Here is a 12,463-nt window from a genome sequence, read left to right on the forward strand (position 1 = left end):
TGAAGGTCAAGGACATGTTACTGAAAGAGGCCATCGAGGAGCGCAGAGAGGAAGATGCTAGAGCCACAAGGACTTTTGGGTCTTCCGGTAAAGCGCCCCGGGAGGTATAAAGGACGGTTTTACCCAAATTTACCGCTACTACGATGGAACAAAAAGGAACAGGCGGTATCCCATGGGACTACATGGGATACCGCCCGTTTTTACTTATTATTGTCTCTTATTTGATGTTTTACCCGCTGGTTTTGTCTCGTACAAGCATCTTTATTGAATAGGCCGCGATTATGCGGCGGGCGGCTTTTTTAGGGTCATTTATGATTCCCATTGGGCGGTGAAGGCCCCACCGCCCCCGGCGGCGGCCACGGCCATCCAGGTGCTCCCCTCCGGCACCTCCACCGTGTTCTCCCCCTCCTCCAGCTCCACCACAGTGTCGTCGGGCAGTACCAGCACCACCCGGTAGTCGCCGCACTCCTGCTCGGCATAGGTCACGTGCACCGTCCGCGCTTCGTTTCCCGGCAGGGTCCAGAGGTACTCCACCCCGCGGAAGCTCTCCCAGCTCGCCTCGCAGGAGAAGGTATCGCTGTAGCTCTGCCAGAGAACCGCCGAATATCCCATCTCGTTGGCCACGATATCCGCATCGGTGATATCCTCCAGGGCATGCACCCCCATGTGCCCCACCCCGCAGGCCGTCAGCAGCAGAAACAGCGCGGCCAGACAGGGAAGCAGGTGCTTTTTCATGGATTCTGCCCCCTCTCATATTCTGTCCAAAGAATAGCAGTCCCAGCTTTAACCGTTCTGAAAGAGAGATTAAAATCTTATGAAAGCCCCGTCTATTCGGTGAGCTGGCCGGTAATGTACTGTTCCCCGTAGAGCATGTCATAAACGATGTTGCGCCACGCCGCCACCAGGGGTTCGCAATTCTCTGGAGGCGTGTGGGAGGGGGTGCCGTCGGCGGCTACGAAAAGCCGCTCCCGGTAGAGGGTCATCTCCTCCATGGCGGCGGACACCCACTGGAAATACAGGGGCTTGGGCAGCCCCGCCCACCCCAGCAGATACGTCCCCAGGCCGGTACAGCTCACCTCCGCCGGCGCCTCCAGTTCCGCCCCAAAGTTGTTCCACACCAGGAAGTCGGTGCTGTGCATCCGCTTGAGCTCCTCCGCGTCCCAGCTTCCGGTATCCGCCGAGGACGCATAGCCGAGGCGGGTATAGAGCGTATCGTCCCCGCCCAGTGACAGTCCCGGCAGATGATCCCCCAGAAAGACCAGGATAGTGGGCTCCTCTGCCTGGGCGAAGTAGTCTGTCAGCTTGCCCAGGGCGGCGTCCGCGTCGGTCAGGCCGTGAACCAGAGCGTCCAGCACCCCCGCCTCCTCCCCGCTCAGGTTGTCCGCCGACGCCGCCACCGGCGCCGGGGTGTTAAACTTGCCGCCGAAGTAGGGCTGGTGATTTTCCATGGTCAGGCCGTAGAGAAACACCGGGCCGTCCCCCTTGGCCTCGAAGCGGGCAATCAGCTCGTCGGCCAGGGTGTCGTCGGAGACATAGCCCCCGGCATAAGTCTTGTCCACAAGGAAGTCGTCCTGATAAATGATCTGGTCAAAGCCCAGGGCGGGGATATTGCGTGCCCGGTCATAGAGCTCGTCGTTGTAGGAGTGGACAAAGAGGGTCTCATACCCCGCCGCCCCGAATACCCGGGCCAGCGAAGGCACACGGCGGTAGGCCGACGTATCGCCCAGGCCGGTGAGGGACTCCCCCGCCCCCAGGAAGGCGGAAGGGATGCCGGTGAACAGTTCCATCTCCACGTTGCCGGTACCCCCGGCGTAGGTGTTGGACAGGAAGACGCCGCTGGGGAACGCCTCCGCCAGGGTGTGGAAGTTGGGCACCGGGTCGGCGGAAAAGGACACGCCCGGCAGGCGGGTGGGGTCAAAGAAGCTCTCCGACACCACCAGCACCACATTGGGCTTGACCGCCGGCTCCGCCGACTGCTCTGCCTCCGCCCGGAGCTGGAGCAGGATGCGGTTCATGCCGTCCTCGCTGTAGCTGTCCGGCTCGGCCATGGCGCTCTCCCGGGCGGCGCTGTAAAGCCCGGCCAGAAGGCCCAGCCGGTCGTTGCGCATGGACTGGCTCTCCCCCTCCTCCCCGGCCAGCAGCACGGCGGAGGCCGGACTCAGCAGCACCCAGGCCAGCAGGGCGGCCAGAAGTCCCAGCACGCCCAGCCGCCGCCGGCCGTCCAGGGGCCGGGCCGGGCGGGACCAGACAAAGGCCGCCAGGAACAGAAGCGCCGCCAGGGCTATGCCCCCCCAGGTGCCCTCCCCCAGCTCCATGCCGGGGCGGAGGAAACCCGCCACCTGCCCCGCCTGCCCCGCCATGGCCAGGTCGCTGACCAGCAGGGGGACACCGTTGACCGCCTGCTTCAGATGGCTGGCGACGGACAGCAGCAGGCAGGGCAGGAGGGTGAGGAGCTGGCCGCAGAGCAGGCTGTCGGTCAGGGTGGTCACCAGGAGCTGGGCCAGCAGCAGCACCAGATAGGTGTACCCCGCCGCACCGGCGTGGCTCCCCATCCACGCCCACGCCGCCGCCGGCTCCTGGAGGGTGACCAGTTGGCACAGGTAGACCCCGGCCAGGGGAAGCAGCAGGGCCAGCAAGGCCCGCCCCTGGGGATCGGTGCGCCGGTACCACCGGCTCTGATGCGGCTGCAGCGGTTCCATTCTGCCCCACTCCCTCCTTTCGCGTTCTTTCTACTATAGCAGAAACGCGGCCCCGCCGCAAGGGCGGGGCCGCGTTTTGAAACAGAGAGCGCTATCCGCCGAATTCCACCCGCACATCCCCCATATCACTGGTCACCTTCAAGGAATGAGGGCCGCCGGGGCTGGTCATGACCGGGCGCTGTTCCGAGCCGTTCAGGGTCAGCTCTCCCATGGACAGGTGCATGTCCAGGCCGTAGTCGTCGATGGGTTCTCCGGTATACAGCTCCAGATCCCCCATGGACAGGGTGCACTCCGTATTCCCCCGGAAATTCCCATCCAGATAGACGTCGCCCATAGCATTCTCCACGGTGCAAGAGCTGCGGGTGGTCAGGCCCTCCGCCGTCAGATCGCCCATGGAAACCGCGAGCGCGGCATCCGCCGCCTCCACGCCATAGAGCGCCAGGGACCCCATTTCACTCCCCGCAGCCAGGGTCCCGGCGGTCACCCCCGTGAGCGTCACATCTCCCAGAGCGGTGCGGATGTCCGCCGACTCCAGGGCAACCCCCTCGGGCAGCGTGATCACCGCCGCGACCTCGTGCTCCCAGTCAGACAGCTCCCAGGCACCCGACCCGCTGCGTACCTTGAGGGTATCCCCGTCCAGCTCATACTCCAACTGAATTCCGCCCCAACTGGTCAGGGAAATTCCGTAATCCCCGCCGTACTCCACGGTCACGTCCCCAATGCTCACATCCACGTCCAGCCGGGAGAAGGCCGGCAGCGCCGTCCCCTCCTCCACATGGGGAGCGCCGGTATCCACCGGCGTTTCGCTTTTATGTGCCCTGCCCCAGTCGAGGTCCAGGTGGGTCTGTGCCCCCATGGCAAAGCCCGTGATGGCCAGCAACCCCCCCGACATGACCAGGAAGGCACCAGCCCCCAGGCATACCTTTGCCGGCATGTTCATGCCCGCACCTCCCTTCGATTCAGCCAGCGGCCCAGCAGCGCCGCCATGCCGCGGAAGCACAGCCCGGCCAGCAGGAAGCTGCCCGCGATGAGGAGCAGCCCCACGCCGCTGGACAGCAGGCCGACGCCGCAGAAGAACATCATGGTGGGCAGGCCCGCGCTGAACAGCACTGAAAAGCCCGCGCAGGCGGTAAAGACCCCCGCCCCGATGGCCACCACCCCGCCCACGGCCACTCCGGCCACCAGGGCGAGGATCAGGACGACAAGGCCCAATACCATCGCCACCACCACGAGGATCAGCGGGATGGCGATGGGGGCGGCGCAGATGGCCAGCAGCACCTTCCACAGTGTACCCAGGCCGTGCCGCTCCCGGGCGGCGCCCTCTGGCGGGCAATCCCGCTCCGCCGGAACCGTCCGGCTCCGCTGTGCTCCCAGGACGCGGCCCACCAGCTCGGCCGGGGTGCCCAGTTCCCGGATCACCCGTCCCTCCCCCTGGGGGCCCGCCTCGTCAAAGTATTCCGTGTAGTAGGCCAGAATGCGCTCCAGCTCGTCGGGCGGCGTCCGCCCCGTGAGCAGGGCCCGCAACTGGGCCAGATACTCCTCTCGTGTCATATGCTCCGTCCTCTCGTTCGAGTCTGGAGAGATCATAACACGTTTTTCTTAATCCGCAACCGTAAAAAACATTAAAATTCCATGAAAGGGCTATTCGTCTGTAAAGTCCAGGCACACGTCCCCCGTGCCGCTGGAGAGAGTCAGTACCCTGTCCCCCGCGCCGCCGGACGCGAAGAAGGGGCCCGCTTTCTCCCCGTCCACCTGAAGTTCGCCGGTGCCCGTGGTCAACTGGTAGGCGTAGTCCGCCCCGCTTCCCGCCGCTCTCAGGGCCACGTCGCCCACGCCGGAGATCAGCTCGGCCTCCCCCACCGGAGCCGTCACATCCAGCCCGCCCACGCCGCTCTCGGCCCGCAGCAGGCCCTCCACGGCGCAGCCGCTCCAGTCCAGCGCGCCCACACCTATGGAGATCTCCGCCCGATTGAGCACCGTTCCCTCCGGGACGGTGAGCACCACCTCGCCCTTCGGGCTGCCGTCACCCGATATATTCTCCGGTGTGCTCCAGATCTCCAGCGTGTCACCGCTCTGGCTGTGGTTCAGCCGGTAAGGTGTGCCGTCTCCGTCTTGGCCACCGCTGGTCAGACTCAGATACCAGCCGTCCCCCTCCTCCATGCGGATATCACCAATGCCCACATCGATGTCTAAGGCGGTAAAGGGCTCCAGCTCCAACTTGTTTTCCGGCGGTGTGGAAACCGGGTCCTGCTCCACCACCACAGGCTCCTGTCCTGCCGCAACCGGCTGCCGTTCCCCTGCCGCCGGTGCGTCGGGCATCCGTTGGGCCAGGAATACCAGCCTGATGCCCACGCCCAGGAGCAGAAGCGCGGCGGCGCAGATGCCGAGTACGACGGGCCAAAGCCGCCTCGGCCGCCTTTCGGCGGACGCTGCGGAGGGCGCCTGCCCCGTCCGCCCCTCCAGCACCTGGGCCGCCACGGAGGCGGGGGACCCCAGCCCCTCGGCCGCCTCCGCCTCATGCTCCTCACCCGCGTCGGCGAAATACTCCTCATAATAGGACAGCACGTCCTCCAGCTCCCCGGACGGGAGCTTTCCCGCCAGCGCGTCCCGCAGGCCCGCCAGGAATTCCGCCTTATTCATGCCGCTCCTCCTTTTCGTCCAGCAAAAGTTCCTCAATCTGCCCCCGATAGCGCGCCCACTCCTTCCGGTACCCCGCCAGCAGGGCCCGCCCCGCCGGGGTGATGGCGTAGTACCTCCGGTTGCGCCCCTGGAAGGGCTTGTCATACACCGTCAGGCATCCGCTCTGCTGCAAGCGCCGCAGCACCGGATAGAGGGTGGACTCGGACAGTTCCACCACCTCCTTCATCCGCTGGGTCAGGCTGTAGCCGTAGGCGTCCTCCTTCTCCAGCACCGCCAGCACGCAGGCATCCAACAGGGGAGCACCCAATGGAAAGGTCATGACGCCGCCTCCTTTCATTTCACCAATATTATATTCTGTATAATATTATTTGTCAACAGCATTTCAGAATCCGACGGAGATTCCTTCCGACTACGGAACATCCTGTATTTCGCCGCTTTGGGGTTGTAAAAAATCAAATTTTGATATATTATGTACGGTACGAATTCTGATAAAGGATATAAGGTGAATCGAATGAGCCTTCGTATTGGCATTGATATTGGCTCCACCACTGTCAAGGTGGTGCTGCTGGACGAACAAAACAAACTGCTGTTCCGCTCCTATGAGCGGCACTACTCCAAGGCCCGGGAGCGGGCCGCCGAGACTCTGCGCTCTCTGGCGGACCGGCTCGCCGGCCGGCAGGTGCGCATCGTCATCACCGGCTCGGCCGGCCTGGGCGTGGCCAAGGCGGCGGAGATCGACTTCGTGCAGGAGGTGTACGCCACCGCCGCCGCCGTCAACCAGTACATACCCGACACCGACGCGGTCATCGAACTGGGCGGCGAGGACGCCAAAATCATCTTTTTCGGCGGCGCGCTGGAGGAGCGGATGAACGGCTCCTGCGCCGGCGGCACCGGCGCCTTCATCGACCAGATGGCCACCCTCATGAACGTGACGGTGAACGAGCTGGACGAGCTGAGCCTGCGCCACGAGAAGATCTACCCCATCGCCTCCCGCTGCGGCGTCTTTGCCAAGAGCGACATCCAGCCCATCCTCAACCAGGGCGGCCGGAAGGAGGACGTGGCGGCCTCTATCTTCCAGGCCGTGGTGGATCAGACGGTGGCCGGCCTCACCCAGGGCCGGGAGCTCAAGGGCAAGATCGTCTTCCTGGGCGGCCCCCTCCACTTCCTCATGGGCCTGCGGCAGCGGTTCGTGGAGACCCTGAAGCTGGACGCCGACCACGCCGTGTTCCCCGAGGACGGCGACTGCTTCGCCGCTATGGGCGCGGCCCTGTGCTCCTCCGACTACGGCGAGCGCTCCTTTGACGAGGTGCTGGACCGGCTGGAGAAGAGCGTGGACAGCGTGGGCCTGGTGGACACCATGCCCCCCCTCTTTGACAGCCAGGAGGAGTACGACGCCTTCCTGGCCCGTCACAACGCCATGCACCCCCCCGAGGTGGACATACACACCTACACCGGCGCCGCCTGGCTGGGCATTGACGCCGGCTCCACCACCACCAAAATCGCGCTGATCACCGCCGACGGCGGACTGCTCTACACCTACTACCACTCCAACCTGGGCAACCCGGTGGCCATCGTGCTGGAGCAGCTCCGGGAGATCTACAAGCTGTGCGGCAGCCGCATCACCATCAAGGGCGCGGCCGTCACCGGCTACGGCGAGGACCTCATCAAAAATGCCTTCTCCTGCGACGCCGGGCTGGTGGAGACGGTGGCCCACTACAGCGCCGCCCGCCACTTCAACCCCGACGTGGACTTCATCATCGACATCGGCGGCCAGGACATGAAGTGCTTCAAAATCCGCAACGGCGCGGTGGACTCCATCATGCTCAACGAGGCCTGCTCCTCCGGCTGCGGCTCCTTCATCGAGACCTTTGCCAAGGCCCTGGGCTACACCATCGCCGACTTTGCCAAGCTGGGCCTGCTGGCCAAGCACCCGGTCAACCTGGGGTCCCGCTGCACCGTATTCATGAACTCCAGCGTCAAGCAGGCCCAGAAGGACGGGGCCAGCGTGGAGGACATCTCCGCGGGATTGTCCATCTCCATCGTCAAGAACGCGGTCTACAAGGTCATCCGGGCCGCCAACGCCGACGATCTGGGCCAGCACATCGTGGTGCAGGGCGGCACCTTCCACAACGACGCGGTGCTCCGGGCCTTCGAGCAGGAGCTGGGCCGCAACGTCACCCGGCCCACCATCTCGGGCATCATGGGCGCCTTCGGCGCGGCCCTCTACGCCAGGGATCTGCACCTGGAGAAGAGCGCGCTGCTGAGCGAGGAGGCTCTACAGTCCTTCTCCCACACCGCCAAGCCCACCACCTGCAACCTGTGCACCAACCACTGCTCCCTCACCGTCAACACCTTTGACGGCGGGCGGCGCTTCATCTCGGGCAACCGCTGCTCCCGCCCCCTGGGCAAGGCAAAGGTGGAGAACCCCGATCTGATGACCTACAAGTACAAGAAGCTCCGCGCCCTCCAGGGCAAGGGGAACGGCTCCGGCGTCCGGGGCCGCATGGGCATCCCCTTCGGGCTGAACATGTATGAAAACCTGCCCTTCTGGTTCGAGTTCTTTACCCGCCTCAACTTCGAGGTGGTGCTCTCCCCCGAGTCCTCCCGCAAGCTCTACCTCAAGGGCCAGCACACCATCCCGTCCGACACCGTGTGCTACCCCGCAAAGCTGCTCCACGGCCATGTGGAGGCCCTGGTGGAGGAGGGCGTGGACGCCATCTGGTACCCCTGCATGTCCTATAACAACGACGAGGGCATCGGCGACAACCACTACAACTGCCCGGTGGTGGCCTACTACCCTGAGCTGCTGGCCGCCAACGTTCCCCTGCTCAAGCAGACCAAATTCCTCAACCCCTACGTGGGCCTGTGGCGGCACAAGGACTTTGAAAAGCGCATCGCCCAGCTCATGGAGGAGCATTTCAGCATTCCCAGGCGGGAGACCGCGGCGGCGGCCAAGGCGGCCTACGCGGCCTACGACGCCTATGTCCACGACGTGCGGGAGACCGGCATGAAGTACATCCGCCACGCCCGGGACCACCACATGCCCATCCTCGTGGCCTGCGGCCGGCCCTACCACATCGATCCGGAGATCAACCACGGCATCAACGATCTGATCACCTCTTTCGGTTTCGTGCTGGTCACCGAGGACGCTCTGAGCTATCTGGAGGGCTATGCCCCCCGGAAGGTGCTCAACCAGTGGACCTTCCAGAGCCGTATGTATAACGCCGCACGCTATGTATGCACCCAGCCCGACATGCAGGTGGTGCAGCTGGTCTCCTTCGGCTGCGGCACCGACGCCATCACCACCGACGAGCTGCGGGACATCCTTGAAAAGGGCGGAAAGCTCTACACCCAGCTCAAAATCGACGACATCAGCAATCTGGGGGCGGTCAAGATCCGCATCCGCTCCCTGATGGCCGCCATGGAGGCCCGCCAGGCGCAGGATGCCCGGGGCTGACCATCCCGACTTTTTATAGCACAACAGGAGTTTGATGCCGTCATTGACGGCCAGCTCGCCGCCGGCCCGCGAGTCGGTGGGGGCCAATTCCCTTTGAGCGCGCGGCGCTCCCATTGCAAGCGAAAGGAACACCCGTTATGGCAGAATTAGTATACGACGAAAACGGACGGCTGCTGTTCACCAAGGAGATGAAGGAGGAGTACACCATCCTCTTCCCCACCATGCTTCCGGTGCACTTCGGCCTGATGGCCCGGATTCTGGAGACCGAGGGCTTCCACGTGGAGATGCTCACCACCAACCACCGGGGCATCGTGGATGAGGGGCTCAAGTACGTCCACAACGACACCTGTTACCCCGCCCTGCTGGTCATCGGCCAGCTCATCGACGCGGTGAAGAGCGGCAAGTACGACATGCATAAGGTGGCGTTGCTCATCACCCAGACCGGCGGCGGATGCCGGGCCTCCAACTACATCCATCTGCTGCGCAAAGCGCTGGAGAAGGCGGGTCTGAGCTATATCCCCGTCATCTCGGTCAACCTGTCGGGCCTGGAGCCCAACCCCGGCTTCAAGTTGGGGCTCAACACCCTGCGCAAGGCGGTGTTCGCCATGATGTACGGCGACATCATCGTACAGACCGCCAACCAGGTCCGCCCCTACGAGGTCAGCCGGGGCCAGACCGACGAGACCATCGAGGCCGTGGAGACTCAGCTTCTGGAGGCCATGAACCAGGGCAAGGGCCTCTCCTTCAAGAGCATGGTGGCCAACTTTGACCGCATTGTGGCCGCCTTCAAGGCCATCCCCGTGGCCGGGGAGCCCAAGGTACGGGTCGGCGTGGTGGGGGAAATCTACATCAAATACTCCCCCCTGGGCAACAACAACCTGGAGGAGTTTCTCCTGTCCGAGGGGGCCGAGCCGGTGGTCCCCGGCCTGACCGACTTCATCATCTTCAAGATCTACAACCGCGAGGTGGACGTGAACATCTACGGCGGCAAGTGGGTGAAGAAAAAGGTGTGCCAAGTGCTCAAGGGCTACGTGGAGAAGTGCCAGCGGGCCATGATCGCCGCCATGGAGAAGGGTGGCTTCCGCGCTCCCGGCACCTTTGAGGATCTCCGCCGCCTGATCCAGGGCTATCTGGGTGAGGGCAACAAGATGGGCGAGGGCTGGCTGCTCACCGCCGAGATGTTGGAGCTCATCCACTCCGGCACCCCCAACATCGTCTGCACACAGCCCTTCGGCTGCCTGCCCAACCACATCGTTGGCAAGGGCATGATCCGCAAGCTCAAGGATGACTACCCCTTCTCCAATATCGTGGCCATCGACTACGATCCCGGGGCCACCAAGATCAACCAGGAGAACCGCATCAAGCTGATGCTGGCCAACGCCCGGGGCCTGGCCAAGCAGGAGGCGGAGCGCCGGGAGGCTGGGGAGGCCGCTCATGTGTAAGGCCCTCTCCTTTGTGGACGCCTGCACGGAAGAGCACTTCGCGGCCATGAGCCGCAGTTCCCCACCCGGCTTCCGCCGGGCGGGGGCCCCGATTTTTTATCTGCGCGGGCGAACTGAATTCGCCCGGCATCAAGGTTTTGCCTCCGGCAAAACGCTTGTACGCGCCACCCGGCGCGGGCGGCTCATCCACTCGCTAAACGAGGTCTGCTTATGAATTCACTGCGCATCATAGACGCCTGCACGGAGGAACACTTTGCGGCCATGAGCCGCATTCACGCCCGGGGCTGGCACGCCGCTTACCCCGGCCACGTGCCCGACGACTACCTGAGGGACGTGATCACCGAGGATCACTGGATTCCCTTTTTCCGGGAGGACTACGCCACCGGGCGGTGCCGGGGCCTGTTGCTCTGCGACGGGGATACTCCCGTCTGCTGCTGCACCTACGGACCGGTGCGGCTGGGGCCCAGTCCCCGCCAGAGCGAGGGGCTGGTGATCCACGGCGAGGCCTACCGGGGCTGGGGAGAGATCATCTCCTTCTACACCGACCCCGCCTGCACCGGCCGGGGCTACGGCTCGGTGCTGATGGAGGAGGCGCTGCGCCGTCTCCGGGCCGACGACTACCTCAACTGCTACGTCTTTGTCCTGCGGGAGAACGAGGGGGCCCGCCGCTTCTACGCCCGGCACGGCTTTGCCTGGGACGGGACGGAGGAGCACATTCCCTTCCCCCACGACATGACCTGCGTGGATCTGCGCTACACCAAACAGCTATAGCCGCACGGGCTGCCACGCCGTGCGGCAGACGGGTATCGAGGCGCGTCCTCGGTACCCGTCTTTTTTGATCAGGAGGAATTGCTTTGCAGGAAAACAAGATGGCGGTCATGCCGGTGCGCCGGCTGCTGCTGAACATGGCCTGGCCCATGATGCTGTCCATGCTGATCCAGGCCCTCTATAATCTGGTGGACAGCATGTTCGTGGCCCAGCTCAGCTCCGACGGGTTTGTAGCCCTGGCGCTTGTCTACCCGATCCAGACCCTGATGATCGCCGTGTGCGTAGGCACCGGCGTGGGCTTCAACGCCTTGCTGGCCCGCCGGCTGGGGGAGGGCCGGCCCGACGAGGCCAACCGGGTAGTGGCCAACGGCTACTTCGTCTATCTGGTCTGCTGGGTGGTCTTTCTGGTCCTGGGGGTGGGCCTGGCTCCCGTCTTTATGGAGCTCTTCGCCCCCGGGCAGCCCCAGGTGATCGACTACGGCATCCAATACCTCTCCATCGTCACCGGGGCCTCCGTCGGCATCTGCATGCAGTTTGCCGGAGAGCGCACCCTTCAGGCAACCGGCAACACTGTGGGCCCTATGGTCATCCAGGGCATCGGCGCGGTAATCAACCTCATCCTGGATCCCTTGCTCATCTTCGGCATCGGCCCCTTCCCCCGGATGGAGGTGGCTGGCGCTGCCCTGGCCACCGTGCTGGGCCAGGTGGTGGGCATGGTGGTGGGGCTGTGTATGGTGCGGCGCAGCTCCATCGTGCGCCTCTCCTTCCGGGGCTTCCGCCCGGACAGCGCCATCATCCGCACCATGTTTCGTGTGGGCGTCCCCGCCATCCTGGTGCAGGCCCTGGCCACGGTGATGAACCTGGGCATGAATCTGATCCTCCCACTGTTCACCGCCTCCGGCGTGTTCATTCTGGGGGCCTATTTCAAGCTTCAGTCCTTCCTCTTCATGCCGGTCAACGGCCTGAACAACGCCCTCATCCCCATTGTCAGCTTCAACTACGGCGCCCGGCAGCGCAGCCGCATCACTGGGGTCATCCATTTCGCCCTGGTGCTCTCCGCCGCCATCATGGCCGTGGGCACCGTGGTTTTTCTGGCCATCCCCGGCCCTCTCCTCCGTCTGTTCGACGCAGATGCCGCCGTGCTGGCCGAGGGTATCTCCGCCCTACGCCTCATTGCCCTCTCCTTCGTATGCGCCGGGGTGTCGGTGATCCTCTGTGCCGCCCTCCAGGCCCTGGGGGCGGCCAATTCCAGCTTGGTGGTTTCCCTGCTGCGCCAGCTTGTGCTCCTTTTCCCGCTGGCCCTGCTGCTGGGCGCGCTCCGGCCCTCTCTGGTGTGGCTGGCCTTCCTCCTGTCCGAGGGCGCCGCCTGCCTCACCGCCCTGCTGCTCTACCGCCGCACCGCACGGGGCCGGCTGGCCGGTATGGAGGAATAAATACCCCCTCCCCACCGGGCCGGA

General features: G+C 64.4%; 10 protein-coding genes. 4 read left to right on the forward strand and 6 right to left on the reverse strand.

Annotated features, from left to right (window positions below; genetic code table 11):
- Positions 1 to 309: 309 nt before the first annotated feature.
- From HMPREF0372_RS06595 to HMPREF0372_RS06620, 6 genes are all read right to left on the reverse strand, one after another.
- Positions 310 to 735 carry a hypothetical protein gene (locus HMPREF0372_RS06595; protein ID WP_007490034.1) on the reverse strand — a complete coding sequence of 142 codons (426 nt, stop codon included), beginning with the start codon at positions 733 to 735 and terminating at the stop codon, positions 310 to 312.
- Positions 736 to 827: 92 nt separating this feature from the next.
- Positions 828 to 2,699: an LTA synthase family protein gene (locus HMPREF0372_RS06600; protein WP_007490035.1), complete on the reverse strand. Its 1,872-nt coding sequence runs from the start codon at positions 2,697 to 2,699 to the stop codon at positions 828 to 830.
- A 91-nt stretch (positions 2,700 to 2,790) separates the two neighbouring features.
- Positions 2,791 to 3,639 carry a DUF4097 family beta strand repeat-containing protein gene (locus HMPREF0372_RS06605; protein WP_007490036.1) on the reverse strand — a complete coding sequence of 283 codons (849 nt, stop codon included), beginning with the start codon at positions 3,637 to 3,639 and terminating at the stop codon, positions 2,791 to 2,793.
- Positions 3,636 to 4,250, reverse strand: a complete 615-nt coding sequence (locus tag HMPREF0372_RS06610; RefSeq protein WP_039996819.1) for a DUF1700 domain-containing protein — start codon at positions 4,248 to 4,250, stop codon at positions 3,636 to 3,638. Before HMPREF0372_RS06610 ends, HMPREF0372_RS06605 begins: the two co-directional genes overlap by 4 nt.
- Positions 4,251 to 4,340: 90 nt before the next feature.
- A complete protein-coding gene (locus tag HMPREF0372_RS06615) occupies positions 4,341 to 5,339 on the reverse strand; it encodes an HAAS signaling domain-containing protein (RefSeq protein ID WP_007490039.1) in 999 nt (332 codons plus the stop codon).
- A complete protein-coding gene (locus HMPREF0372_RS06620; RefSeq protein WP_009260358.1) occupies positions 5,332 to 5,658 on the reverse strand; it encodes a PadR family transcriptional regulator in 327 nt (108 codons plus the stop codon). The genes HMPREF0372_RS06615 and HMPREF0372_RS06620 overlap by 8 nt, the downstream gene beginning before the upstream one ends.
- Positions 5,659 to 5,850: 192 nt before the next feature.
- Here HMPREF0372_RS06620 and HMPREF0372_RS06625 point away from each other — a divergent pair, with 192 nt between their 5' ends.
- The 4 genes from HMPREF0372_RS06625 to HMPREF0372_RS06645 all read left to right on the forward strand — a co-directional run bounded on the left by HMPREF0372_RS06625 (position 5,851) and on the right by HMPREF0372_RS06645 (position 12,439).
- On the forward strand, positions 5,851 to 8,796 hold the full coding sequence (locus HMPREF0372_RS06625) for an acyl-CoA dehydratase activase (RefSeq protein WP_007490044.1): 2,946 nt from the start codon (positions 5,851 to 5,853) through the stop codon (positions 8,794 to 8,796).
- A 137-nt stretch (positions 8,797 to 8,933) separates the two neighbouring features.
- Positions 8,934 to 10,238, forward strand: coding sequence for a 2-hydroxyacyl-CoA dehydratase (locus HMPREF0372_RS06630; RefSeq protein WP_007490045.1), 1,305 nt, complete (start codon positions 8,934 to 8,936; stop codon positions 10,236 to 10,238).
- 210 nt (positions 10,239 to 10,448) lie between these two features.
- Positions 10,449 to 11,009: a GNAT family N-acetyltransferase gene (locus HMPREF0372_RS06640; protein ID WP_007490047.1), complete on the forward strand. Its 561-nt coding sequence runs from the start codon at positions 10,449 to 10,451 to the stop codon at positions 11,007 to 11,009.
- 83 nt (positions 11,010 to 11,092) lie between these two features.
- The gene (locus tag HMPREF0372_RS06645; RefSeq protein ID WP_007490048.1) at positions 11,093 to 12,439 is read left to right on the forward strand and encodes an MATE family efflux transporter; all 1,347 of its coding nucleotides are present in this window, start codon (positions 11,093 to 11,095) and stop codon (positions 12,437 to 12,439) included.
- Positions 12,440 to 12,463 lie beyond the last annotated feature (24 nt).

The organism is Flavonifractor plautii ATCC 29863, assembly GCF_000239295.1.
GTDB classification, from domain to species: Bacteria; Bacillota; Clostridia; order Oscillospirales; family Oscillospiraceae; genus Flavonifractor; species Flavonifractor plautii.

Coding starts and splice junctions, on each gene's coding strand:
- HMPREF0372_RS06625 (WP_007490044.1), top strand. CDS start 5,851: ATGAGCCTTCGTATTGGCATTGATATTGGCTCCACCACTGTCAAGGTG.
- HMPREF0372_RS06605 (WP_007490036.1), bottom strand. CDS start 3,639: ATGAACATGCCGGCAAAGGTATGCCTGGGGGCTGGTGCCTTCCTGGTC.
- HMPREF0372_RS06595 (WP_007490034.1), bottom strand. CDS start 735: ATGAAAAAGCACCTGCTTCCCTGTCTGGCCGCGCTGTTTCTGCTGCTG.
- HMPREF0372_RS06615 (WP_007490039.1), bottom strand. CDS start 5,339: ATGAATAAGGCGGAATTCCTGGCGGGCCTGCGGGACGCGCTGGCGGGA.
- HMPREF0372_RS06620 (WP_009260358.1), bottom strand. CDS start 5,658: ATGACCTTTCCATTGGGTGCTCCCCTGTTGGATGCCTGCGTGCTGGCG.
- HMPREF0372_RS06630 (WP_007490045.1), top strand. CDS start 8,934: ATGGCAGAATTAGTATACGACGAAAACGGACGGCTGCTGTTCACCAAG.
- HMPREF0372_RS06600 (WP_007490035.1), bottom strand. CDS start 2,699: ATGGAACCGCTGCAGCCGCATCAGAGCCGGTGGTACCGGCGCACCGAT.
- HMPREF0372_RS06610 (WP_039996819.1), bottom strand. CDS start 4,250: ATGACACGAGAGGAGTATCTGGCCCAGTTGCGGGCCCTGCTCACGGGG.
- HMPREF0372_RS06640 (WP_007490047.1), top strand. CDS start 10,449: ATGAATTCACTGCGCATCATAGACGCCTGCACGGAGGAACACTTTGCG.